The 25,084-nt window shown below is 51.1% G+C and carries 25 protein-coding genes; 6 read left to right on the top strand and 19 right to left on the bottom strand.

What is annotated here, in order from left to right; translation table 11 throughout:
- Window positions 1–1,101 precede the first annotated feature (1,101 nt).
- The 9 genes from KQI79_RS25185 to KQI79_RS25145 all read right to left on the bottom strand — a co-directional run bounded on the left by KQI79_RS25185 (window position 1,102) and on the right by KQI79_RS25145 (window position 7,703).
- Complete coding sequence (locus tag KQI79_RS25185) at window positions 1,102–1,662, bottom strand: FAD-dependent oxidoreductase (protein WP_216541109.1); 561 nt, start codon at window positions 1,660–1,662, stop codon at window positions 1,102–1,104.
- A 92-nt stretch (window positions 1,663–1,754) separates the two neighbouring features.
- Window positions 1,755–2,423, bottom strand: a complete 669-nt coding sequence (locus KQI79_RS25180; RefSeq protein ID WP_216541108.1) for a hypothetical protein — start codon at window positions 2,421–2,423, stop codon at window positions 1,755–1,757.
- A 4-nt stretch (window positions 2,424–2,427) separates the two neighbouring features.
- The gene (locus KQI79_RS25175; RefSeq protein WP_216541107.1) at window positions 2,428–3,288 is read right to left on the bottom strand and encodes an inositol monophosphatase family protein; all 861 of its coding nucleotides are present in this window, start codon (window positions 3,286–3,288) and stop codon (window positions 2,428–2,430) included.
- A gap of 51 nt (window positions 3,289–3,339) precedes the next feature.
- Window positions 3,340–4,140, bottom strand: coding sequence for a GNAT family N-acetyltransferase (locus tag KQI79_RS25170; RefSeq protein ID WP_216541106.1), 801 nt, complete (start codon window positions 4,138–4,140; stop codon window positions 3,340–3,342).
- 18 nt (window positions 4,141–4,158) lie between these two features.
- A complete protein-coding gene (locus tag KQI79_RS25165) occupies window positions 4,159–4,449 on the bottom strand; it encodes a hypothetical protein (RefSeq protein ID WP_216541105.1) in 291 nt (96 codons plus the stop codon).
- 138 nt (window positions 4,450–4,587) lie between these two features.
- Window positions 4,588–5,265 (bottom strand): HAD family hydrolase, encoded by a 678-nt coding sequence (locus KQI79_RS25160; protein WP_216541104.1) that lies wholly within the window; start codon window positions 5,263–5,265, stop codon window positions 4,588–4,590.
- A gap of 214 nt (window positions 5,266–5,479) precedes the next feature.
- Complete coding sequence (locus KQI79_RS25155; protein WP_216541103.1) at window positions 5,480–5,737, bottom strand: hypothetical protein; 258 nt, start codon at window positions 5,735–5,737, stop codon at window positions 5,480–5,482.
- Between the two features lie 153 nt (window positions 5,738–5,890).
- Window positions 5,891–7,024 carry a sensor histidine kinase gene (locus tag KQI79_RS25150; protein ID WP_230191097.1) on the bottom strand — a complete coding sequence of 378 codons (1,134 nt, stop codon included), beginning with the start codon at window positions 7,022–7,024 and terminating at the stop codon, window positions 5,891–5,893.
- Complete coding sequence (locus KQI79_RS25145) at window positions 7,014–7,703, bottom strand: response regulator transcription factor (RefSeq protein ID WP_216541101.1); 690 nt, start codon at window positions 7,701–7,703, stop codon at window positions 7,014–7,016. Before KQI79_RS25145 ends, KQI79_RS25150 begins: the two co-directional genes overlap by 11 nt.
- 214 nt (window positions 7,704–7,917) lie before the next feature.
- On the opposite strand from KQI79_RS25145, the gene KQI79_RS25140 reads away from it, so the two are divergent.
- Complete coding sequence (locus KQI79_RS25140; protein WP_216541099.1) at window positions 7,918–8,757, top strand: transglycosylase domain-containing protein; 840 nt, start codon at window positions 7,918–7,920, stop codon at window positions 8,755–8,757.
- An 80-nt stretch (window positions 8,758–8,837) separates the two neighbouring features.
- Here KQI79_RS25140 and nrdF read toward each other — a convergent pair whose 3' ends face one another.
- The 6 genes from nrdF to KQI79_RS25110 all read right to left on the bottom strand — a co-directional run bounded on the left by nrdF (window position 8,838) and on the right by KQI79_RS25110 (window position 16,347).
- Window positions 8,838–9,833 carry a class 1b ribonucleoside-diphosphate reductase subunit beta gene (gene nrdF, locus KQI79_RS25135; protein ID WP_216541098.1) on the bottom strand — a complete coding sequence of 332 codons (996 nt, stop codon included), beginning with the start codon at window positions 9,831–9,833 and terminating at the stop codon, window positions 8,838–8,840.
- A gap of 92 nt (window positions 9,834–9,925) precedes the next feature.
- A complete protein-coding gene (gene nrdE, locus KQI79_RS25130) occupies window positions 9,926–11,980 on the bottom strand; it encodes a class 1b ribonucleoside-diphosphate reductase subunit alpha (protein ID WP_230191094.1) in 2,055 nt (684 codons plus the stop codon).
- A 10-nt stretch (window positions 11,981–11,990) separates the two neighbouring features.
- On the bottom strand, window positions 11,991–12,371 hold the full coding sequence (nrdI, locus tag KQI79_RS25125; protein ID WP_216541096.1) for a class Ib ribonucleoside-diphosphate reductase assembly flavoprotein NrdI: 381 nt from the start codon (window positions 12,369–12,371) through the stop codon (window positions 11,991–11,993).
- Between the two features lie 964 nt (window positions 12,372–13,335).
- The gene (locus KQI79_RS25120) at window positions 13,336–14,607 is read right to left on the bottom strand and encodes a CynX/NimT family MFS transporter (protein WP_216541095.1); all 1,272 of its coding nucleotides are present in this window, start codon (window positions 14,605–14,607) and stop codon (window positions 13,336–13,338) included.
- 406 nt (window positions 14,608–15,013) lie between these two features.
- Window positions 15,014–15,484 carry a GNAT family N-acetyltransferase gene (locus KQI79_RS25115; protein WP_216541094.1) on the bottom strand — a complete coding sequence of 157 codons (471 nt, stop codon included), beginning with the start codon at window positions 15,482–15,484 and terminating at the stop codon, window positions 15,014–15,016.
- Between the two features lie 35 nt (window positions 15,485–15,519).
- Window positions 15,520–16,347 (bottom strand): CPBP family intramembrane glutamic endopeptidase, encoded by an 828-nt coding sequence (locus KQI79_RS25110; RefSeq protein ID WP_216541092.1) that lies wholly within the window; start codon window positions 16,345–16,347, stop codon window positions 15,520–15,522.
- A gap of 248 nt (window positions 16,348–16,595) precedes the next feature.
- On the opposite strand from KQI79_RS25110, the gene msrA reads away from it, so the two are divergent.
- Window positions 16,596–17,561 carry a peptide-methionine (S)-S-oxide reductase MsrA gene (gene msrA / locus KQI79_RS25105; protein ID WP_483311410.1) on the top strand — a complete coding sequence of 322 codons (966 nt, stop codon included), beginning with the start codon at window positions 16,596–16,598 and terminating at the stop codon, window positions 17,559–17,561.
- Between the two features lie 222 nt (window positions 17,562–17,783).
- On the opposite strand, the gene KQI79_RS25100 is transcribed toward msrA, so the two are convergent.
- Window positions 17,784–18,083 carry a HesB/YadR/YfhF family protein gene (locus KQI79_RS25100; RefSeq protein WP_216541090.1) on the bottom strand — a complete coding sequence of 100 codons (300 nt, stop codon included), beginning with the start codon at window positions 18,081–18,083 and terminating at the stop codon, window positions 17,784–17,786.
- Window positions 18,084–18,290: 207 nt separating this feature from the next.
- On the opposite strand from KQI79_RS25100, the gene KQI79_RS25095 reads away from it, so the two are divergent.
- The gene (locus KQI79_RS25095) at window positions 18,291–19,244 is read left to right on the top strand and encodes an L-lactate dehydrogenase (protein WP_253298406.1); all 954 of its coding nucleotides are present in this window, start codon (window positions 18,291–18,293) and stop codon (window positions 19,242–19,244) included.
- Between the two features lie 135 nt (window positions 19,245–19,379).
- On the opposite strand, the gene KQI79_RS25090 is transcribed toward KQI79_RS25095, so the two are convergent.
- Window positions 19,380–20,360 (bottom strand): quinone oxidoreductase family protein, encoded by a 981-nt coding sequence (locus tag KQI79_RS25090; protein ID WP_216541089.1) that lies wholly within the window; start codon window positions 20,358–20,360, stop codon window positions 19,380–19,382.
- A gap of 255 nt (window positions 20,361–20,615) precedes the next feature.
- Between KQI79_RS25090 and KQI79_RS25085 the strand changes: the two genes are divergently transcribed.
- From KQI79_RS25085 to KQI79_RS25075, 3 genes are read left to right on the top strand one after another with little or no spacing between them, the layout of a single operon-like run.
- A complete protein-coding gene (locus KQI79_RS25085; RefSeq protein WP_216541088.1) occupies window positions 20,616–21,614 on the top strand; it encodes a Gfo/Idh/MocA family protein in 999 nt (332 codons plus the stop codon).
- Window positions 21,615–21,636: 22 nt separating this feature from the next.
- Window positions 21,637–22,638 carry an AraC family transcriptional regulator gene (locus KQI79_RS25080; RefSeq protein ID WP_356712211.1) on the top strand — a complete coding sequence of 334 codons (1,002 nt, stop codon included), beginning with the start codon at window positions 21,637–21,639 and terminating at the stop codon, window positions 22,636–22,638.
- A gap of 23 nt (window positions 22,639–22,661) precedes the next feature.
- Entirely contained in the window at window positions 22,662–23,747 is a 1,086-nt protein-coding gene (locus tag KQI79_RS25075; protein WP_216541086.1) for a Gfo/Idh/MocA family protein, read from the top strand.
- Between the two features lie 60 nt (window positions 23,748–23,807).
- On the opposite strand, the gene KQI79_RS25070 is transcribed toward KQI79_RS25075, so the two are convergent.
- Complete coding sequence (locus KQI79_RS25070; RefSeq protein WP_216541085.1) at window positions 23,808–24,278, bottom strand: DinB family protein; 471 nt, start codon at window positions 24,276–24,278, stop codon at window positions 23,808–23,810.
- 27 nt (window positions 24,279–24,305) lie between these two features.
- Window positions 24,306–24,689, bottom strand: a complete 384-nt coding sequence (locus KQI79_RS25065) for a hypothetical protein (RefSeq protein WP_216541084.1) — start codon at window positions 24,687–24,689, stop codon at window positions 24,306–24,308.
- Window positions 24,690–25,084 lie beyond the last annotated feature (395 nt).

Here is a 25,084-nt window from a genome sequence, read left to right as displayed (position 1 = left end):
TTCATGAAAATCACCCAATTCATTAGAGATAGGCAATAAAAAAAGCCTTCTCGGCGATTATTGGGGTGATTTTGAAAAGTCAAGAGGAATGTTTGTTCGCACCCCATGTTTGGGGGTGAAACAATAAAGACCCTAGCTAGGAGGCTAGAGCCTACAACGGAATGTGAATTCCGAGAAGCTTATATTTTTTACTGGAGGGATGTTTTAGGTGGGGAATTTCGAAATGGAGCGCGCAGCGTTTATCCAATATCATTTGCAGCAAAGATCAGGGGAACAATGGCCTATCGATGCGGCAACTCATTTGAGCATCAATCATCGTTCCGCCGTTCGAACATTGCAATCCCTTTGCGCAAAGGGCTGGTTTGCTCCCGCAACCGGCGCGGAAGGAAAACATGTTGTGCGGTACGAACTTCAACGAGGTGCGACGAATCGGTATCTAATCAGCCTTCAATCCATCCGCCCCAGCGGAAAAGAAAGCCAGACCATGAAGGCCCTTCATTCGGAAAAACTCTCGCTTCGATGGATTATAGAATCGTTAGGGGTGGAATTCCTGTATATTCGCAGGCTTTTTACCGCATTTCCCACCGGCGTTGCATTCACTTTTTTCAACATTCCAAGATCGCGGACACAGGGGACGCTAATTGTGACAAAAGGCCCGATTTGGAACAGTTTGCGGACATACGATCCTTTATTCGCGCTAAAAGCGTAAAATAAGCCCTTCAACGAAGGAATAACGGAACCAATGTCCGCCGAAACAGCGAATAAGAGGTTTTGACGCGAAATAACGGCCCTGCGGTCCGGATAACAATTTCCCGATGCAACGCTAGTCTCATTTCCTGTTTCGATGGGGGAACAACTGTATTTTTGCAGGAAATCCGTCTTCACCACGGTAAGTTGCAGGTCAATCAAGCATGACAACTTCCATCCGCAGCCTGATTTTTGTTCCAATCCAGGGCTTTCTGAACAAAGGGGATATCGACAAAAGCAAGTAAAAAGCAACATGCGAAAGGGTGACGACATTCGACGCTTACCTCGAACACTTCCCCCGAAAACGAATCAAAAAAGCGCAACCGAAACGGTTGCGCCCCTCGCGTATCCCTCTTATTTTAACAAATCATGATCGACATACCGCTCGCCGTTCAACTCGCTGATCACGTTGATCGCGACCTTCGCGCCGTCGCCCGCCGTGATGATCGTGTGAACGCTTACGCCGGCAACCGTTCCGGCCGCCCATACGCCCCGCACATTCGTTTTGCCTTGCGCGTCGACATCGATCACCGTTTTGATCCGCGGTTCCGTGCCGTCTTTCACCTTGACGCCGCTTTGGCCCGCCACTTCGGCCGTCGCGCCTGTCGCCAGAATAACATGCTTCGCTTCATATTGCGCCGTTTCGGTATGTACGACCACGCCTTGATCGGAAGAGGCCAGGCCCGTTACCTTCTCTTCTTTCCATTCGGCGCCGAAATGCTCGGCTTGTTCCCGGCCGATGCGAATCAAATCCGGACCGGTAATTTCCTTGATTCCGTAATGATTGTAAAGCATCGCCCGCTTCGTCATGCTTGCGTTGCCGTCCAGCACGAGCGTCTTTTTGCCTGCTTTGGCTGCGTATAAGGCCGCGCTTCCGCCCGCCGTACCTCCGCCTACGATGATGATATCGTACATCCTCTTCTCTCCTTTTCATTCAAGATCGTTATTATGCTTACAAAAAATAAGCACATTACAATTGTATCATACTCTCGCGCATTTCCCAATATTTACAGCTCGCGCGTCTTCCCATTGCCGGATATTCGAATGTTGATGCCGGAGAACGATCCGGAAATGACCGAAGCGTCAAACGACGGCGGAATTTCCGTTTCAAACGGGATATCGACCGTTCTGCTCTGCTTCGGAAGCATCCTCACTTCCGCGCCATCGACCAGTTTGAGCTCTTCGATAAGGAGTATGGCTTCAATCGGATCTTCCGGAGGCAACATCGATAATTCGAAGGATACCTCCCGGCCGCTCATATTTCTTACATGGAATTGGCACGTTCCTGCCATTAGCCGCTCCTCGCTGATTTCGTAACGGCATTGGCTCTTCCGGGGTTCGTACGCAATCGCGTCGATGCCCGCTGCAACATACGTTTGATATTGGGTTATAAACCAGGAAGGGACAAACGACGTCGCCAAAATAACGCCCAGTACAACCAAACCCGGGCTGGGCGATTTCAACGATTTCGCCAGCAGCACTCCGCCCGCCACCAAAATGGCAAGCGCAATAATGCCGCCATAACTGATTCCGCTGTTCCCGTGGGACCAGAAAGGGATGCCCGCGGCCTTCATCCCTTTCTCCAATAAGCTGAAACGGTCCGGATATTTGGCAGTAACGGCCCATAACATCAAGATAAGCGCAGCCGAGCCGATCACCGCTAACTTGCTTTTCATCGGTCTACCCCTCTTCCATCATACGATTCGGTACGCGAACATCCGGTTCCAGGTCCGGCATTCCGTCGCGCACCAGCTTCAGAAACGTCTCCGCATGCTGCGGACGGCATGCGATGATGTACGGCTCGCTGTTCATGCCGGCGAAAGGCTCGCCGCTGAAATCCATTACGGCGACGCCCGCCTCTTTCGCCAGCAGCACGCCGGCGTACAAATCGTCCCCTTCGGAGTTGTACAGGACGATTCCGTCGATATCGCCGCGCGCCAGCATGCACCATAGCATCGTCGGCGCCCATAGGCGCAGCACCCTCTTGCAGCTCGCATCCAGAACCGTCCTCAAACGAAGCGCTCCCGCCTCCTTCTGTACTTGGTGGCCTTGAATCCAGCCGACGGTCATTTTGCGCAAATCCGCTCTTGCCGTCGGTCGGACGGCGAACCGCATGCCGCCCGATTCGGCGCCTTTGCCCGCTTCGGCAACGTACAGGCGCTCCATCGCCGAATCCACGATAACGCCCAACACCGGTTCCTTGCGGTATAACAACGTAATCGACACGCCGAACACCGGCAATCCGATGGCGTAATTGTTCGTGCCGTCCAGCGGATCGACGAGCCACAACCAATCTCCTTCCGCGCCCGTCCATCCCGTTTCTTCGCTCGATATTTGATGATCCGGATAATATTCCCGAATGCGCCGCAATATTTCGGCCTCCGCCAAATGATCGACTTCCGTCACGATATCGCCGTACTCGCCTTTTTCCTCCATGCGCAGCGCGGTGCCGAACTTCTCCCTGGCGATTCGAGCGGCGGCCAAGGCCGCCTCGATTGCGATTTTTTTGGCATGCGACAATAAGTCCTCGTCTAGCTTCATCGATACCGCCCCTTCCGTCCGATTCGATCCCGGTCGCCTATGCGGCTTCCATTAGCCGAACGAGCCGTGAATCCGGCAATAGATTCGCTCGGGCTTCCAAGCAATGTCGGCGCCGAGCACCATCCGTGCCAACGTCTCTTCATGGCGTACGCACCAACGGCTCAAAATCCGGCTTGCCGCCTCGTTTGCTTCCGGAATAACGCTTCTGGTCCCGTTCAAGCTATGTTTGTAATGCAGCAGCAGCGAGCCCGCCTCTTCATCGGCGGCGACGACCGCCCCGTTTCCTAGCTGCGGAGCGTAGTATCCTCGCGGACTCCCCTTCTCGCCAACCACCCATAGCCGATCCCGATGCTCATCGAGCAAGTACGAACGATCTTCTCCCGTCGCATCGCGATCCAATTGCAGCACGGCCTCATAATCGGCAGCTTCCGCAAGTCTGATCCCTTCCTGCCGCGGAGCGCCCGCCGGCTCTTCGTTGCTGAAAAACACATATTGATCCGCTTCGCGAAACCCGAGCTTCCGGTAGAGCGGCTCTCCGTCCTTCGAAGCGATCAAAGCGATCGTACGACAGCCCGATTGTTTCATTCGATCGATCATGAACAGGACCAGTCGCTTGCCAATCCCTCGCCCCCGGTATGCGGGCGACACGATGACATGTCCGAGCCATCCGACGTCTCCTTGACGGGAACCGTTGGCCACTCCGACAATTTCGCCATCCTCAACGGCAACGAACGGCATGCATGAAGGCTGCCTCAAATAAATACCAAAATAAGGCTTAATATCCGACCATGCCGGCGGTTTCAGTTGTACGACACGCTCCAATTCATCGGCCGACATTTCGCGAATGAGCATCCCGAATTCCCTCCTTTGTTACCCTTGGCTAAGGACCGTGAAGGCCAACCACCCGATTACGCCGTACACGGGTACCGACGCCAGCAGGGAAAGCCGCGGCCGATTGTTGCGAAGCGCAAGGGCGGAACCGATATAGCAGAGCGGGAAGACAAGCCCCCACCCCATAAACAACGGCGTTGCAGCCAAATAAAGCGACATCGGTACGATGAGCGCGGCGGAAACGTATAAAAATTGGTGCCGCAAAAATACGATGCCGATCAAAGAGAGCACGACAGAGGCGATCATGCAAGGCCAGAACAAAATCGCCATCAGCCTGCACCTGTATGCCGCCGGGCTTCGCTTCGGTCAGCCAATTTCCTTGCCGCCGTGTGCGGGGCGTCTTCCCTACCCGCCGCTTCGATATCGGTGACTCTATCGTCGATAAGGATCTTAACCGCCCCCTTGCCGCTATTTTTCCAAGGCGCTTACCTTTTCCAACTTCTCTATCATATCCGTCAGCTTCATGTCGGCCATCGAACCGATCTTCATATCATAGTTGGCAAATGGGAAATGGATCGTTAACCGATTCGGCACGACAACGCAATACATGCCTGCCGCTTTGGCCGCCCGCAAACCGTGCAAAGAATCCTCGAACGCGATCGCCTCCGGCCCTTCCACGCCCAAACTGTTCAAAGCGAGCAAATACAAGGCGGGATTCGGCTTTACTTCCTCCACATGATCCGCCGTATGAATGCAATCGAAATATTCGAAGATCCCGTGCTTCTTCAATAACGGTATGACCCAACTGCCGGTAGAACTCGAGGCCAAACCGATCTTCAATCCTAACGATTGGGCAGTATCCAAATAAGAAAGCACGCCCGGGCGCAGCTTCTCGTTCTGCATCATTTCTTGGTGTCTTGCTTGGCATAGCTTGCTGATTTCGTCGCGGGTCATCGCTTTATCGATCGCTTGCTCCAAATGAGAGTAGGGATCGAATTGCGCCAAGCTCGATCCTACGCATTGCGCGTATTGCTCGATCGGCAGTTCCAATCCGTGCTCCCCGTATAAGTTGTTAATTGCGTCATACCAAGGCGTCTCCGTGTCCAAGATTAATCCGTCAAAATCAAATACGATCGCTTTTATCATGGAAGATCTCCTTTCGCCTATCCGAAACTTATTTTTTTAGATACATGTCGCGACCAATGCAACGACTTGCCTGATCTTTACATTCTATCACAATTAATGCGCAAAAGGCGCGATGACGCGCCCGAAAAAAAAACGCATATTCATATAAAAAACAATTGCCCGCCGGCAATTGCTTATCCCGATCGGGCGGGCCGAAGTTCCGAACGGCTTACCGTCACGCCGGATTTCCTCCGTAGTGCGACAAGGAAAACCGTATCGCCATGCTGCGGATGTTTCGCAACCGTTCCGCATCGTCGCCGTTGAAAAACGAAACTTCGCCGAACAAATGCTTCATGCATGCCGTCGCCGCTTGCAATGCCTTCTCTTCATTGCGAAGCAGGTAGTAACAAACTTGGTAACAATGACATTCATATTGCTTTAATACCGCCGCTCTGCGCTGCAATTCGCCGCGGCGTAATTCGTATGTTTTCAATGTAAAACCCTCCCGTCCGGGAAACAAAAATACTGCTAACGGAATGTCGGACCGGCAGCGGCCCTTCCTCTCTCCCGGTATCGCTTAAGCCATGCTCTTGGCCATTATAGCCGATATAGCTTAAGGGCTATATAATAATTTCTTAAGAATTGCTTAAGATGGATTCGGTATGGCCGGTTTCGCGCCCCGGGATGCGGAATTCGCCACGGGCAGCCTTACTTCAAACACGGTTCGGTCCGCATCGCTCGCGACCGAGATCGAACCGTGATGCAATTCCACGATGCTTTTCGCAATGGCGAGCCCCAGACCTGTGCCGCCGGTTTCGTCCGAACGCGACTTGTCTACGCGATAGAAACGGTCGAATATATGCGGCAAATCGACCGCAGGAATCGGCGGGCCGTAATTGACGATGCGGATCACGGCGCTGCCGGCTTCTTTGCCGACCTCGATCTCGATCTTCTTCCCGGCTTTCCCGTATTTGATCGCGTTCGACACCAAATTTTCGAAGACGCGCATCAATTTATCCCCGTCTGCCATGATGACGATCTTATCCGCGCCGAATTTCGCGCGGATGTCGAGGTTTTCGTCCCGGCATTGGAGGGAAACTTCCGTCGTTAACTGGCCGAGCAATTCCACGATATTGATCTCCGTAAAAGCAAGCTTGGCGCCGCCATAGCTCATTCTCGTATACTCGAACAAATCGTTCACCAACCGCTCTAAACGGCGGGATTTTTCGTAAGCGACGTTGATATAATACCGAAGTTCCACTTCATCCTTGTAGCGGTCGTCCTCTACCAGGCGCAAGTAGCCGATCACCGACGTGAGCGGCGTACGCAAATCATGGGATACATTGGTGATGAGCTCGTTTTTCGTTTGAACCGCGATCCGTTCTTCCGTGATCGATTGATGGAGCTGTCTGGACATCAAGTTGATATTGTCGGCCAAATCGCCAAGCTCGTCTCGGGTTTTGACAGGAATCTCCATCTCGAACTTCCCCTTCGCCAATTGCTGCACCGCTTTCGTTATTTGAAGGAGATACAGCACGCTTCCCCGGCTCAACACAATCACGTAAAAGACGAAAAAGACAACCCCGGCCAAGGTCGTTACGATGGGTATACCGAACAAATTATACAATGCGGCGAGTATGGACCGAAGCATCGAAGAATAATCCGACAGAATGGCCGCGGCGATGTACAAAAGGGATACCGTGCACACGGACAGGACGATACTGAAAAAAAACAGCAGCACCATTTTGAATCGAATCGGATATACGACATTACGCTTCAATTTTATAGCCTACCCCCCATACCGTTTGCACAAGCTTGTAGCCGATTTCCTTCTCCAACTTGTCGCGAAGGTTGCAAATATGCACCATAACGGTATTGTTGGAGGCGAAATATTTTTCTTTCCATACCAATTGGAAAATTTCTTCGGCGCTGAACACCCTGCCGGTATGGCTCGCCAGCAAATGCAAGATATCGAATTCCCGCGAAGTAAGCGCGATCGGCCGCCCTTCCACCGTCACGGTATGCGTTTTACGGCTAATTTCGACCGAATGAATTTTGAGCACGTCTTCCGCCTGGTTTTTCGGCTCGGCGTTGTATTGAATGGAGCGGCGAAGCAACGACTTCACTCTGGCGATCAATTCCAGCGGATTGAACGGCTTGATCATATAATCGTCCGCCCCTGTCATCAATCCGAGCACTTTGTCCATATCTTCCGCTTTGGCGCTCAGCATCAAAATCGGAATCGTCGAATGTTCCCGCACCCTTCGGCATACTTCCATCCCGTCCAATTCGGGCATCATCACGTCGAGCACGATCAAGCTCACTTCTTCCTCCGCGAGCAGACGCAGCGCTTCCGCCCCGTTATGCGCCCGCAATACGCGATAGCCTTCGTTTTTTAAATATAATGAAATTAAATTCGCTATCTCTTTATCGTCATCAACGACCAAAATATGAATCATATCGCACCTTCCCATTGCCATTTCTCTTATAGACGCTCTAACAGGTATCATACCATAATCGCGCCTTAACGACATGGATGAGCCGATTACACTTTCCTTACAGTATTGTAAGACAGATTGAAAGGCTATCCGATAGGAGGCGCGGCGGCTTTCCCCATATAATGAAAGCAAGACATAGATTTAGTGCAACTTGAGCAGAAATGGGGTTGAAACGATGCGGCGGACCGCTTCATCCTTGCCGGAGCGGCAGGCGAACCATTCCGGCAAAGCTTCACCTAAACATCGGACATTCGCCGTTTTCGCAAGACGGCTCATTATTTTAGCGGTTATCGCGTCTTTGCTGGCGGCGGGTTGGTTCGCCCTCCTCCGGGCGGGCAAATCGATGGTCGACGAACAAGAGCTAGCCCCGTTCCTTGCCGCGGGCGCAGCTTCGGACGGCCATGCGGCCGGACATGCGGAGGAATCGCTTATGACCGTACGAATCGACGACATGCCGGATTACGTATGGCAAGCTTTCGTCGCGATCGAAGATCACCGGTTCTTCCGGCATCCCGGCGTCGATATTCGCTCGCTTGCACGCTCGGTATGGGTCAACGCCATCGCCAATGAAACAGTTCAAGGCGGCAGCACGATAACGATGCAGCTCGCGCGCAATGTGTTTCTGACGCAGGACAAAACATTGGTCCGCAAATTGAAAGAGATGGCGATCGCTCTTTATTTGGAGCGAACGTATACGAAAGAACAACTGCTAACCATGTATTTGAACGCGATTTATTTCGGCCACGGCCAATACGGCATCGAAGCGGCGGCCGATTACTATTTCGGCAAGACGGCAAACGGGCATGACCCGCATAAAACGGTCATGCGGCTAAGCGAAGCCGCTCTGCTCGCCGGCATGCTCAAAGCGCCGGAGCATTACTCGCCGTTGAAAGATTGGAACCGGTCGAAGGAGAGGCAATCCGTTGTGTTGGAGCGATTGGAACGGCTTGGCATGATTACGGAGGAAGAAAAGCTTGCGGCCATGCAGGAGAAGATCGAATTAACGCGGAAATAGCGGATGATATAGCCCATAAGAAGAACCGTCAGGCGAGTTTGCCCTGACGGTTCGTTTTAACTTTACAATTCGATGCCAGACTACGCAAATTGCGATTCTTGCACTCTTTGGTTCAAGAACACGAAGTCGTCGTCGTGAAGCGGCTCCACTTTCCCCTTCTGATACCCTTTGCCTTTCGTGGAGAAGAAATCATGCGTGCTTGTTTCGGTGCGAATCCCGTTCAGCACGACGGGGTTGACTTCCTCTTCCGGATAATACGGTTCAAGCCCTAAATTCATCAACGCTTTATTGCCGTTGTATCGAATGTACTTTTTCACTTCATGCGTAAGCCCGATCGAGTCGTACAGCTTTTCCGTATACTCCAGCTCGTTATGATAGAGCTTGTCCAATAGCTCGTATACGAACGCCGAAGCGATCCGTTGTTCTTCCTGGCTCAAGCCGGCGAACGCTTCCTGCGCCAGCAAGCCGACGAATACGCCGTGCACGCTCTCGTCGCGAATGATCAGCTTGATAATTTCGCCGCTCGCCACCATTTTGCCTTGTCCGGCAAGGAATAAAGGATAGAAGAAGCCGGAGTAGAATAAGAAGCTCTCCAGGAAGACGGAGGCTACCATCGCCTTGTAAAGGCTTAGACCGTCCCCGTCTTGAATCGATTTATACAACTCGTCGATAACCGCCGTTTTGTATTGCAAATTTTTGTCCTCTTTCACCCAGTCGAACGTTTCGCGGATCAATTCCGAGCTGGCCACGGTCGTGAAGATCGTGCTGTAGCTTTTCGCATGAATTTCTTCCATCGCCGCCTGAAAAATCAAAATCGCCTTTTTCTGCTTGTCTTCCACATGCTGAGCGATGAGCGGCATGCCTACGTTTCCTTGTTCCGTATCCAGCAGCGTCAGCCCGCCCAGCACTTTCATATAAGCCGATCGTTCGCTGTCGTTCAGCTTCGACCACGATTTCAAATCTTTCGAGATCGGGATTTCGGTATCCAGCCAAAATTGCGACGTGTTCTGCGTCCATAATAGTTCGGTGTAATCCGTTTCCGGCGAATTCCAGTTCACTGCTTCGAATCTTTTCAATTGGTGGACCTCCTACAACGTTTGTGAGCGATGCTTCCTCGGCCTAACCGCGTAACAAGGCTTGCTTTGGAAGCATACGCTTATTAGTTCTATTACACGACGCAGCTGACGCACTCGTCGATCGTTTTCTTCTTCGTTCTTGTATAATAGAGCGTCTTCAGCCCTTTTTTCTGCGCATAAATATAATACATCGCCAAATCTCTCGTCGTTAAGTCGTCTTTGACATATAAAATAGTCGATATCGCTTGATCGATATGTACTTGGACTTCCGCCACCAGGTCGATCAGATTGAACATATCCATATCGTACGCTTCTTTATAGAAGAAGAAATTTTCTTCGCTTAAGAAAGGCATCGGATAAATCGTCTTGGAATCGCCGTATTCCCGTTCCTCGATCTTCTGCGTAATCGGCGCGATCGACGCGGTGGACGATTGCAGATAGGAGATCGAACCCGTCGGCGCGATCGCCAGACGATAAGCGTGATACACGCCATGTTCCCGCACTTGCTCTTTCAGCCGCTGCCAATCGTCCTTCGTCGGAATTTCCTGGCCTTCGAACAACTCCTTCACCTTGTCGGTAACCGGCGAATAATCGTTGTTCAAATAGCGGTCGAAATAATTGCCGTTCGCGTATTCGCTTTTGTCGAAATCTTTGAATGTAATTCCCCGTTCCTTGGCGATCAGCATCGACCGCTCCAAAGAGTAGAAATTGAGCATCATGAAGAACGTTCTTACAAAATCTTTCGCTTCCTTCGATTCGTAAGCGATTTTGTTCTTCGCCAGAAATCCGTGCAAATTCATCGCCCCGAGTCCGACGGAATGCAATTCGCTGTTCGCTTTGGCGACGGAAGGAACGATTTGAATGTTGGAACGGTCCGTCACTTCCGTGAGCGCGTCCATCGAACGATGAACCGTTTCCCTCATCCGCTTATTCTTCATCACGTTCACCACGTTTAAGGAACCGAGGTTGCATGAAATATCCCGATTTATGACGTCCGGCTCGTTATAATCGTTAATGGTTGATACTTCGCTCAATTGCGCGATTTCGCTGCACAAATTCGAAAATTTGACCCGGCCGATCTCTTTCAACGCATGGTATTCGTTTGCGTTATCGACAAACATAATGTACGGATAACCCGACTCCATTTGAATTTGGGCGATTTTCAAAATCAAGTCCCGCGCGACCACTTTTTTCTTGCGGATGTTCGGGTTCTCGACCAGTTCGTCGTACATCGCCGTCAAATCCATGTCGTCCATATGTTTGCCGTATTCTTTATAGATGGTGTGCGGATAGAACAGGTACATGTCCTTGTCTTTTTCCACCAGTTCGAAAAACTTGTTCGGCGCGACGACCCCGAGCGACAGCGTTTTGATCCGGATCTTCTCGTCGCTGTTAATTTTTTTCGTATCGAGAAACTCGTGAATGTCGGCATGGAACACGTTCAAGTATACGACGCCGCTGCCGTCGCGTTGGCCTAATTGGTTGGCGTAGGAGAACGCGTCCTCGAACAGCTTCATGACAGGCAATACGCCGCTCGCTTTGCCGTCCAGCCCTTTAATCTGTTCGTCCGCCGCGCGGATTTTGCTCAGGTTCAGGCTGACGCCGCCGCCGATTTTGCTTAATTGCAGCGCCGAGTTGATCGCAAAGCCGATCGAGTTCATCGAATCGTCCACTTCCAGCAGGAAGCAGCTGACGAGCTCGCCCCGGCGTTTTTTGCCCGCATTGAGAAACGTCGGCGTTGCCGGCTGGTATTCTTGCGAGATTAACAGATCCGCGTATTCCCGCGCCTTGTTCATATCCCCGTCGCCCAAAAATAAAGAAACGACCGCGATCCGATCCTCGTACCGTTCCAGAAACTTGCTGCCGTCATTCGTTTTCATCGCATAGTTGTTATAAAACTTGAACGCGCTCATAAACGATGGAAATCTGAATTTTTTCTTGTACAGATCGTCGTAAAGCTGTTTGACTTCCTTGAAATCGTATTTATCGAACAATTCCTTCTCATAATATTCCTGCTCGATAAGATAATCGATTTTTTCCTTCAGATCGTGGAAAAACACTGTATTCTGATTGACATAGTCGACAAAATAGCTGCGGGCCGCCTCCCGGTCTTTTTCAAATTGGAAGTTTCCATTTTTGCGGACCATTATTTCGTTGTTAAGCTGTATCCATTTTGGTATTTGCAATGACAATGTTATTAACCTCCCGCTTCATTCGTTCTACATCGTTATTCGTACCGCTCAGCTCGAACTTCATTAGAATCGGCACGTTGTAAGCGTCCGATATTCGGTCCGCAGCCAGCCCAAATCTTGCCCCCCAATTCATATTGCCGCTTACGGCGACCCCTTGAAGCCATTCCCCGTTCTCTTCGAGGAAATCGGCCGTCGACTTCGGCACTTGGCCGAATCCGGTCGTAAATGTAATCAGGACGAACGGACGGTTCACCTTCAGCCCGTCAACAATTTGTGCGGATTCGAGCCCGAGTTTCCCGACAAACCGCTTCACGTTTCCCGTCTTTGAATCGAATACGATCAGCACACCCGCTATACCTCCGATGCTAGATTCATAGAATCAATATGTACGCAGTGAAATAACCCATCGCAAAGGATGGGCAGGAAATGGAGACAGAAAAACATATCGTAGGAACCAACTTTGTTCATACTGTCATTGCAATCGTCCATCCCTGTGCTCTGCACCTAAATCCTTTGGCGCCGGGCATTTCGACACCAAATATGAATCCGATAGGGCACACCACCCACATATAGTACGTAGCGTACAATCGAGACACTAAATATAGGTTCATTTTGTAGCATACCTATTTTTTCGCGAAGAAGCAAGCTATATTTTTCTGCTTTTTTCCGCATAATTCGACATGGATTTGACATGGCGAGAGCCTATTCTCACGAAAACGGACGATTCCGTATATTTTCACTTTGGGGCAGCGTCGGGAAAATGCGAATTTACAACGTTATGGTACCATTGAAAGGTTGGCTCTAACTTATCTTCTTTACATACGAGGCGGGATTGGATTGCTGCATGCAGTCCTGAACGATCATTTGCCGCAAAGGTTATGGAAGCTGTACAGCGTGCTGGCAAGCGATTCCCGTGGGGTAAAAAGGTAAAGCATGGGATCAGGGTCCACTCCATCATACCGCTGGCGGCTAGACGATCCGCCCGAGCGGGCTAACGAAACTGAAACACGCTAATCGCCTGTAAATCATCATGTTGCAATGTCTAACGAAACACAAACACGCTAATGAGGGGAAAAAGGCGGTAAAACCGCCGATTTCCAATGAATAAGGATGCGTACTTTCGCTAGAATGGGGACGTCTTCATTTTGGGCCTAATAAGAATTGCTAGTTTCGTTAGCGCCAAACAAGGAGCGCAGGTCCGCGCGATCGCCTTCGAAATGCAGGGAGGCATCCCCTTCTATATGCGCAATAATAGCCAGTACCGTCAACGGTGGCGGATTATGAAGTTGACTCTGTTACACCCTTTATCATCAATGTTTACATGTATCCTTAGAAAAGGCGTGTTTGAATTTCACCGTCGGCGCATCGACATAGGCGTTGCGGCCGGCGCCAAATCCTGCGGCAAGAAGCAGAAAGGCTATCACGATGAGCATGATCAGCGGAACGGTCCAAGCATGCGTCGCATCATGCATAAAGCCGAACACCGTCGGTCCGACGGCGGCCAGCAAATAACCGACGGACTGCGCCATTCCCGACAGTTCCGCCGCTTGGCTTGCGTGATGCGCGCGCAGCGCGAAGAACATGACGGCCAGACTAAAGCCCGCCCCGCCGGCGATGCCGATCATTATAATCCACAGCAGCGCGAGCGTGTTGCCGCCCCAGAGCAGACCGGCGTATCCGATCAGGAACAGGGCCGCGATAGTTACCACAAGCCCCCGCTGATTGGAACTTCGGCCGGCGAGCACCGGCATAATAAACGTGGACGGAAGGCTGACAAACTGCATGATGGACAGCATCCAACCCGCCGATGCATGGCTCATCCCCCTTGATACGAGGATTTCCGGAATCCACGCGATATTAACGTAAAATAAAAAAGATTGCAAGCCCATAAACAACGTTACCTGCCAAGCGAGGCTCGAGCTCCAAAGCTTGCCGGCAGGGGCGCCTGCCGCTTGCGAAACGGCCAGTCCGCGGTCGCGGCGCACTTGCGGCAGCCAAACGGCCAGCGCAATCAGCGAAAGAACAGCCCAGATCGCCAGCGTTCCGCGCCAACCCAGCCCTAGTCCTTGCGCGACCGGAATGCTGACGCCCGAAGCGACCGCCGCCCACATGTTCATGACAACAGAGTACAGCCCTGTCATTAAGCCGACCTTTGCGGGGGAATCCCGCTTGATTAGACTCGGCAGCAGCACATTGGAAACCGCGATGGCCATCCCGAGCAGCGCCGTCCCCGCGAACAGAGCCGGAACGGACGGAATCGAACGCAATGCAATGCCGGCGGTCAAGACGGCCAGACCGATCAGGAGCGATCGGTTCGTTCCGATGCGCCGCGCCATCCTGGGCGCCAGCGGCGACACGAGAGCGAACGCTAATAGCGGCAACGTCGTCAACATGCCCGCAAGCGTGTTGGAAATGCCCGTGTCGTCGCGAATGTCGCCCACAATCGGACCGAGGACGGTAATCGGCGCGCGCAGCGTGGACGCAATCAGCAATATTCCGATAAATAACCAAATACCTGTACGCGCGATCGGACTCACCTGCTCTTGTTGTTTCATTGTTGCTATGCCTTGATTGGATTTCATTGTTATTCGCCTTCTTCTTATCGTATTGTTTTTCGTCATCGAACGATTTAATCATCCAAACATAGGATGTTTAACATATATGTAAATCTAGCATATTTGCATTTCGAACTCAAGAGAAAAATGAAGTATGTCGACGGAAGGCAATGTACGGGATTACATTCTAAATAAGTCCAAAATCCGGCGTTAATTTGTAGCTTTACCATGGAATCGCCGCATTACCGCCAAAAACTACCGCTAATTTATGGAACATCGATAAATCCGCCTGACCTGCGAATTGTAACTCCATGAAACACCGCTAATTCTCTCTCACTGATCGATATCAACAAATGAACTCCGGATTGCCCCTTTTTTCGTAGAAAGAAAGAAGAGGCCGTCTCGTCGACGGCCGCTCATTGATTAAGGACGGTCAGTCCATCACCTTTTCGTAAATCATGATCGGGATATTTGTTTTGTAGAACGCTTTTTTCACTTCGACAAACCCTTGTTTTTTCCAAAAACGATGAGCCGGTTCGTTCTCCGCAATCACGCCGATTCGAAAAGTGCGGATCTGTTTCTCCTTTAGGAATTGATAGAACAAATGCAGCGTCTTCGTCCCGTAACCGAGAGACTGAAACTCCTTTTTGATCAGCAAAAGGCCGAGCCAAGTGCATTGATCCGACGGATTGAGCGGCAAATATTCGACTACGCCGACATACGCTTGTCCGTCTTGTACGAGGAATCGTTCGGCGCCGGCTTGCTTCGCTTCATCGATTTCAGTGCGGACTTCTTCCGGCGATAAGCGTTCCTTATTCGCGGATATCCGGTTAAAGAACGGGTCCGAATTCATAATGTCCAGATCAATATGGAAAAGTTCATCTGTTGCGGGAATCAATTTCATGTTCAATTACCTCCTGAAGTCTCGCCCCGCTACAGTCAACCGGCCAGATCCTTCGCCGTCCGCCCCGTTTGGGCGCGTACCAAATTGCTGCCGTACGTTAGCGCAACGATGCCAGCGGTTATCCATAACGCGATCGTAAAATATAAAAATCCGGCATAACTTCCGTCCTTCTCCATATCGATCAGCGGGAAGCCGGAGAACGACAATACAAGCAGCGTATGAAAGAGAATCGTAATCCATAAGCTTTCGCACGCGTTGTTGTAAAGCCATGCGAACAAAACGGACAGCGCGACGATCGCGGCGGCAAACAGCCAGAACGGGATATAGCTTTGGATCGTTCCGGAAATAAAAGATAGCGGAACATGCCATACGCTCCAGAGCAATCCGAGAACGAGACTTGAGCGGAGGGCGCTCCATTTGCGCTGCAAGCGCGGCAGCAAATATCCCCGCCAGCCGAATTCCTGTTGCAGCGAGCCGCCAAGCAGCAACGAATAGATAAAGAACGGTACGATCAGCCTCGGCTCCGAAATCAACTCGCTCGTATAAAATTTCCCGTGCGCCAAATAATAGACAGCGTATGCCAAGACAAACAATAACGGCAGGAGCAGCAAAGCGAGCAAATGCCACCGCGCCCTTACTTTAAATCGAGCCGCCTTGCGCAGCAGATCCATTACGCCTTGTTTCCCTTCGTACAGATAGGACAGCAATATCGAAGCGAAGCTCGGTCCGAATGCGCCCAGCACGACAAACGGTTCCGTAGGCAGAATGATTTTGATCGCCCCGACCGAGGATAAGAGGGCTGGCGCCCAGAGCAGCCAAGAGATCGCAAAGGCAATGATCAGAAACAAGATGCTTTTCGACAAAATGTCCCCCAACCTTTCAAATCGGTCACATTCACCATGAACAAGCTGCATGTTGCCGGTTACCTAAAGAAAGCGATGTCAACAGTATACCATTTTTTCTCTCGATGTTCATATGCAAATCCTCATAGAGCGGGGAAGCGGGGCTCACGGACGGGGAAACTTGTATCGCAACGTTCCTTGCATTATGATGAAAGTAATGTGATTAGCGAAACGACACTACATTAGGAGTGATGCCACTTATGAACGATATGCGCAATACGCAATACGAGGTTGCGACATTCGCCGGCGGCTGCTTCTGGTGCATGGTTTCTCCTTTTGAGGAAATGCCGGGCATCGAGCGCGTCGTCTCCGGATATACCGGGGGCGTTACGGAACATCCGACCTACGAGGAAGTATGCTCCGATACCACCGGACATTATGAAGCGGTGCAAATTACCTTCGATCCCGAAATATTCCCATATGAAAAGCTGCTCGACATTTATTGGCGGCAAATCGATCCGACCGACAGCGGCGGACAATTCTACGATCGGGGCGACTCGTACCGAACGGCGATCTTCTATCATAACGAGCGGCAGAAAGAGGCGGCCGAAGCGTCCAAGCAGGCTCTCGCCGCAAGCGGACGTTTCGACAAGCCGATCGTAACGCCGATTCTGCCCGCCCAAACGTTCTACGAGGCCGAACAGTACCATCAAGAGTACCATAAGAAAAATCCGTCGCATTACAAGCGGTACCGTACCGGTTCCGGCCGCGACGCATTCATCGCGCGCCATTGGAGCGTAAACCGCGATCAGGAACGGCTCAAACGGCACTTGACCGAAATGCAGTACGAAGTCACGCAGAATAACGCTACCGAACCGCCGTTTCGCAATGAATTCTGGGACCATGACGAGGAAGGCATCTATGTCGACGTCGTCTCCGGCGAACCGCTGTTCAGTTCGCGCGACAAATTCGACGCCGGTTGCGGCTGGCCGAGCTTCACGCGCCCGATTCGCTCGTACCATATCGTCGAAAAAACGGATACGAGCCATTTTATGATCCGGACGGAAGTTCGCAGCCGGGAAGGCGATTCCCATCTCGGCCATGTCTTCACCGACGGCCCGGCGCCCACCGGATTGCGTTACTGCATTAATTCGGCGGCATTGCGCTTCATCCCGAAAGACAAACTGGCCGAAGAAGGCTATGGCGAATATCTCAAACTGTTCGAGGAGTCGTAGCCGATCGGCGGCCCGCCTCGGGGCATTCGCATATTTTCCAACTTTTATCCAATATGATATGCCTTTTTTACAAATTGTCTTGACATGGAACGCTTTCCATGTAGTAAACTAAATACAAGCTGCCGGCGGCGGTCGGCGTGGCCGATCAGGGCGTTACGACCGCTCGGCAACAAACAAGGTAAGCCATGCGGCGCATACTTGCGCCCGGCTTACCTTGTCTCGTTATGATCCGTGTTGAGTTCCGCAAATGCGAAATACGATATCTTCCCCTTCGCAATCGATTTGCAAGTCTTCTCCTTCGGTATACCAAATGTCGTTCTGTTCCATATAAAACGTAATTTGCTCTGCAACGGTCGAAGCCGCTGCCTGGATGGGCGTGTCGCTTATGATGCCTAATGAAAATGGTCCTTGCGGGCTCATACCGCCGCTGTATCTGACGAATATTCGAATCGAATCCCCTTCGCGGAACCCCCATTCTTTTTTGAAACAAGATACTGCGGCAGGCGTGACGATCAATTTCATTGCACAACACCCCTTCTCAATCGATTATTTCATTATATTCGCCGCGCGCTTTCCAAAATCCTACAATTGCTTGCCGATCATCGAGCTTTTTGCCAAACGCCTTCGGCAGCCGTGCCGCTTTCGGCCCGATTTACTCTTGCGCCGGTAAATAGTACAATACATTTCATGTACGGTATCAAAAATAATAAAGGTGTAAGGGGTTAGCCAATGAATGCAATGACTAAGGAAGTTACGAGAATCGCATTGATCGGCTCCGGGTTCGTCGGGGCCAGTTACGCGTTTGCCTTGCTCAATCAAGGCATCGCTTCGGAACTCGTCATCATCGATAAAAACGGACAAAAGGCGGAAGGCGATGCGATGGATTTAAGCCACGGGCTGCCGTTCGCGCCTTCGATGCGAATCTGGGCCGGCGATTACGCCGATTGCAAAGACGCCGATCTCGTCGTCATTACGGCGGGGGCCAATCAAGCGCCGGGCGAAACGCGGCTCGACCTGATCGGCAAGAACGCCCGCATCTTCGAAAGCATCGTCGCCGACGTCATGAAAAGCGGATTTCAAGGCATATTCGTCGTCGCGACCAATCCGGTCGATGTGCTGACGTATGCGACCTGGAAATATTCCGGCTTGCCGGCACAGCAGGTCATCGGCTCGGGCACGATTCTCGACAGCGCCAGATTGAAATATTTGCTGGGCGAATATTTCCAACTCGATTCGCGCAATGTGCACGCGTATGTGATGGGCGAGCACGGCGATACCGAATTGCCGGTATGGAGCAACACATCGATCGGGGGACGTTCTCTGCACGATTACCGCGAACAATACGGCAAACCGACACAGGAGGAACTGGACCGAATCTTCGGCAATGTGCGCGACGCGGCTTATCACATCATCGAACGGAAGGGCGCGACGTATTACGGCATCGCCATGGGACTTGCCCGCTTGACGAAAGCGATCCTATGGAACGAGAATTCGATTCTGTCCGTATCCGCCCTGCTTACGGGGCAATATGGGCTGGACGGCGTCTATATCGGCGTTCCGGCTGTCATTAACCGCGCCGGCATACGGGAGGTCGTGGAATTGAAGCTGTCGGACGACGAAATGCGGAAATTGCATGCCTCGGCCGACGTATTGAAAAAGGCGATACATGCGATGATGAAATAACCGTCCGCAAACGTCCCTCCGCCCTTCGCAGTCGAGGCCATGATGCTGACCACAGTATAACAATCAAAAAAGGCGTTTATCATATTCAATATTGTGAATTGATATGATAAACGCCTTACATCTTTGGAGCATTTGTCAGTTGTCCAAATATAACAAAACTTTGCCTGTGCTGTTTCTGCTTTCGACGAATTGATGGGCTAATGAAGCCTCTTTAAGCGGCAATCTTTCGCTAATTTTAATATCCAACTGCCCACTTTCCAACAAACGGAATACTTGAACTGCCGTCTCCTTTACTATTTCAGGACGTTCTCTCCTGGTTGTTCCGAAACTAAATCCAAGAACCGAGCGGCAACTTGCATGAAGGTCATTGGTTTTTATTTGTCCATATTCCCCGCTTGAATTCCCAAATACGACCAAACGGCCGAAGTCGGCAAGGCATGTTAAACTTTGTTCCGTTATATCCCCGCCGATAGAATCCAAGATAACGTCTACGCCTTTTCCATCGGTTAATTCATTGACTTTATCGGCAAAGTCAACTTGTTCATAACAAATCGTATGGTCTGCCCCTGCGCTTAATGCCATAGGTATTTTCTTCTTATTTCCTACGGTTCCAATGATATTTTTTGCCCCTAACGCTTTGGCTATTTGTATTGCAGTCGTTCCTACCCCGCCGGAAGCAGAGTGAATGAGAATATTTTCTCCTTTCTGCAATTTAGCGATATCAGCAAGAAGTTTGTATGATAAGAAAGATACAATGCCGCAAGCTCCTGCAGTATCGAAACGAATACGATCGGGAATGGCAAAAGTTAAGTCCTCATTGGCGACGACATATTCTGCATACGACCCATGTTGAGGAAAAGCTAATACACGTTGGCCAATAGAAAAAGACTTCACATCGCTCCCAACTTTTTCAATAATGCCCGCTGCTTCCAAACCAAGTATAAATGGCAGTTTTGCTTGGCCTTTATTGCCATATCTCGCTTTAATATCGGCAAAATTGACACTCGTTGTTTTTACACGAATTAATATTTGGTTTGAACGGATTGAAGGCATCTCAACATCTGTATATCTCATATTCTCTACTGAACCATACTTGTCAACAATAACAGCTTTCATGTAAAACCCTCCCCAAAGTTTCACCATATGAAACTTAGTTTCATTTATATACTATGATTATATTACTAAAAGGAAAACATATCAAAGATTACTTTGATATCGGCCCTCGCCCCCATACAGCCTTTCTAATGGCACCGCTCCTATTCATGTCGTAATTTCTCACTTCATAATGTCGCTATCTTATAATATTATTTGCTTTTGAAGTGTGCTACCTTATAGTTGTGTCGTATTATTATACAATTGAGGTGATTATCCATGATCAAGGTAGCGCTCTTAAGCTTTTGGCACGTACATGCCGCCGATTACGCAAAACAAGCCGAACAGCATCCGGATACGCAAATCGTCGCCGTCTGGGATGAGCTTCCCGGCCGCGGCAGAGAAGAAGCCGCCAAACGCGGCGTTCCTTTCTATGAATCGCTTGACGAACTGCTGTCCGAGCCGGGCATCGATGCGGTCATTGTCGATGCCCCTACCGATATGCATCGCGACGTCATGGTCAAAGCGGCGGCGGCGGGCAAACATATTTTCACGGAAAAAGTCGTAGCGCCGACGCTGCGGGAAACGAATGAAATCGTAAACGCCGCTGCGGAGAACGGCGTCGTCTTAACCGTATCGCTGCCTAGATTGAACGACGGGTATACGCTTGCCATACAAGATATTTTGCAGCAAGGGCTGTTAGGGGACATCACGTTCGCCCGGGTTCGCCTCTCCCATAACGGAGCGGTGGCGGGATGGCTGCCGGACCATTTTTACAATTTGCGGCAATGCGGGGGCGGCGCGCTGATCGATCTGGGCTGCCATCCGATGTATTTAACGAGGCTGTTTCTCGGTTTGCCCGAACGGGTCAGCGCCCACTACGGCTACGTTACCGGCAAAGAGGTGGAAGACAATGCGACGGCCGTTCTGCAATACGGAAACGGAGCGCTCGGCATCGTTGAAGCCGGGTTCGTCAATTCGCATTCCCCGTTTGCGATCGAAATTCACGGAACGGAAGGAACGCTGTTGTTCGGCACACCGGAGCCGAAACTGCTCGTCCGCAGCAACAAGCAGACCGATTCGGAGGGCGATTGGACGGAATATCCGCTGCATGCGGCCCGGCTGTCCGCCTTCGAGCAATGGGTGAACCATATTCGGGAAGGAAGCTCGGCGGATGACAATATACGGCTGGCCGTAGACTTGACCCGGCTAATGGAAGCGTCGAATTTATCGGTTCGCCTGCAGCGGCCGATCCGTCTCGACGAGTTGGCGGAATAACGCGTAAAAGGGGGAATGCATCGTGTCGCATCATGATCCGATCGCACACCATTCGAAATCCGGCAGTACGCCCTTCGCTTTTCAATTGATGGAGACGAAGCAGGATGCGCTCGATCGTCTGGATATTCGATTTCGTTGGGGAAATTACGGCATTCGCGTGCTGCGCTGTCATTTGACGAGCTTTCCGCCCGGCAAAATCATTCCCTTTCATAAGCATTCCGAATACGAGTTTCATTTCATCCCGCGCGGCAAAGGGATGGTCATATTGGGGGATAGGCCGTACGAATTGACGGAAGGGATGTTTTATTTAACAGGACCGGATGCGGTTCATTATCAGGAAGCGGACGAACAAACGGCAATGGACGAATTATGCTTGCATATCGATATTGTCGAATTGCCGCAAGAGGGCGCTTCCGCCGCGGACGCCCAGTGGGGACAGCATCTCGAGAACGAGGAAGCCGAGCAATGCGTGCGCCAGTTGCGGCGATTGCCTCTGGAACCGACATTGGACAAATACAATGCGATGCAATGGTTTCTGTACGCGTACCGCGCCTGGTCCGAGAACCAGTTCGGCTTCTACGCGTCGATGAAACAGGCTGTCGTTCAAATATTGCTAAGATCGGTTCGCGCTTACGAAATTCCGTTAACCGGCCTGCAGCTCCCGAGCCGCGACATGAACCGGCATCGGTTTCAACTCGTCGAGCAGTTTATGCACGATAATTACGCATCCCCGCTAACGCTGGAGGAAGTGGCGGAGAAGGTGTTCGTCAGCGCCCGCCAGCTGCAGCGGATATTCCAAGAACAAGCGAATCTTTCGTTTAGCAAACATTTGGAAAACATTCGACTAGCCCATGTCAGCCACGATTTGCTGAATTCGGAATTGACGGTACAGGAAATTGCGCTGCGGCACGGATTCTCAAGCAGCAATTATTTGTTCAGCGTCTTCAAAAAACGCTACGGCATGACGCCGAAACAATACAAAGCCCGGCAATTCGCAAGGCTGCGGCGGTCGGCCGTAGAATAAAAGTGAAAAATGAGGTGTTCATCGTGAGCAAAACGATTCGAATCGGCATTATCGGCAGCGGGGGGATCGCACGTGCGCATGCGCATGCATATAAGGCGATTCCGGACGTTGAAATTGCGGCTGTCGCCGATATTATACCGGGAAGAGCCGCGGAATTCGTCGGCAGAGAACAATTGGCGGGAGCTGCGGCCTTCGACGATCACCGCCGCTTGCTCGAGCTCGATGTGGACGGGGTCAGCATATGTACGCCGAACGTCGCCCACTATCAGACGAGCGTAGACGCGCTTGAAGCGGGCAAACATGTGTTGGTGGAAAAACCGATGTCCGTAACGTTGGAGCAAGCGGTCGATATGGTTCGGGCATCGAATGTTGCGGGCAAAATGCTGTCGGTCGGATTCCAGCCCCGCTACGATCCGAATATGCAAATCGTCCGCGATTTCGTGCAATCCGGCAGGCTTGGCAACGTTTATTACGTCGAAACGGGCGGCGGACGAAGACGCGGCATTCCCGGCGGCACGTTCATCCGCAAGGAGTTGGCCGGGTCCGGCGCGATGGCGGATATCGGATGCTATTCGCTCGACTTTGCGCTGAACGCGCTCGGCTACCCGAAGCCGCTCACCGTCTCGGCATTTACATCCAACGCGTTCGGAACGAACCCGAAATATTTCCATGAAGCGGACCGTTTCGAAGTGGAGGACTTCGCCGCGGCGCTCATCCGTTTGGAAGGCGGCATCGTTCTTAACTTCAAAATTTCATGGGCGATGCATATGGATACGCTTGGCGCAACGATGTTCCTCGGTTCCGAAGCCGGTCTCAAGGTGACCCCCGCAGGGCAAGGCCCTTGGAGCGGCGTCATGGACGGCAAGCTCGGCAGCATCCGCCTGTTCCACGATATCGGCGGCCACCAGACGGAAAGCCCGATTCCGGTCATCGAGCACCAAATCAATTTATTCGATGAGAAAGTGAAAGACTTCGTCGCCTCCATTCGGGAAGGAAAGCCCGCTCCGATTCCGGGCGAGCAAATTCTCCGCAACCAGGCGATTATTGACGGCATTTTGCGCTCCGCGCAATCGGGCCGCGAAGTGGAGATCGATATTCCGAACGTTTAAGCTGCAATTCGCAAAGGCTGCTTCCCCCGGTGTCGCCCGGGTGGAAGCAGCCTTTTCCCTTCATTCGAACAAATTGACTTTCAGTTCCTTGCCTTGCTGCGTCAACATCGTATATAACTGCCCTCTATGGTGGTAGAGATGTCCTACGATTTCCAGCAGCCATTCATACCTTGAATAAGTAACCCCCCAATACGACGTCGTTCGTTCATTCCATTGTTCGAGGGTATATGTTTCGTATTTCTGTTGCAGAAAATGATAATGCTGCAGCAGCGCTTCCTTCATTTGATCCGGTGTCGCCGGTTCGTTCTCCCGGTAAAAATCGTCCATCTCTTGCCTGGTCGCCTCGTTAGCGATAAGGAAATTCGCTTTGCAAATCATTGAAATATGTGCCAGCAGTTCTTGAATCGATCGCTTATGCGGAATCGGCCGCGCTTTCAAATCTTCGTCCGTCAATTGCTCGATCATCTCGACCAAGGAACGGACCGCAATATGCAATTGGTTGAATATCGGTTTGATGATTAGGTTCGTCATCGTCAATGCTTCCTTTTCTTATGATGTTCATCTAATAAACAGCTCTTTCCATTCCTCCGGCACTCGCTTGATGTCTTGAATTTTATAATAACCGTCCTCCAAATCTTTCACGGTATTGATCAGCAACTTCTCGCCATTCTCAAATGTAATGACGCTGTATGTATCATGCCCCCAGCCCGCGGTCGCCAGTTCGGACAATTCGCGGAATTGTTCTTTGCTTATTTTGTTGCGCTGTGCGTCGGTGAAGTAAGTTTGAAACCTTTCATAATCTCCTTGATCAAACGAATGTTTGAGCAGCATAACAGCGTTGTAGGCCGTGTTAGGGCTGACCATCCTCGTATTGGAACAAGCAACGATTACGGACAAACTGAATATGGCGAGTGCCGCCGTCAATGCCTTGGAAACTTTCATTTTCTCGCCCCCCTCCTTGTTTCAATGCTGTCAAGATTATACCGTGCCGCTTCCAATTCAACAACCGGTATGGCAAAATTACGGCCGTTCGGTCCGGACAGCAATTTCCCGTTGCAACGCCATTGAAGCATAGACATTCGAAGGCGATCCGCGCGGATCGCTCTCGAAATAGAGGGAGGCCATGCCCTTTTATATAATGGATGCGCGTTGTACGAAATTTCGTATAAAAACAAAGCCGTGGTACCCAAAAAACAGAATCTTGTACGATTTTTCATACAAATCCCCCATGGCCTGACGACCATCGCCATAAATGAAAATAGAGTTGCAAACTGTATCCGTTTTTGGGGTAATTAATATGGGCAGATCATAGGTCGAAAGCTTTTTGGTGTATCAAT

The organism is Paenibacillus sp. MSJ-34 (genome assembly GCF_018918005.1).
Lineage (GTDB): Bacteria > Bacillota > Bacilli > Paenibacillales > Paenibacillaceae > MSJ-34.
Note: the sequence above shows the minus strand (reverse complement) of the source record. Positions and strands in the feature narration are given on the sequence as shown.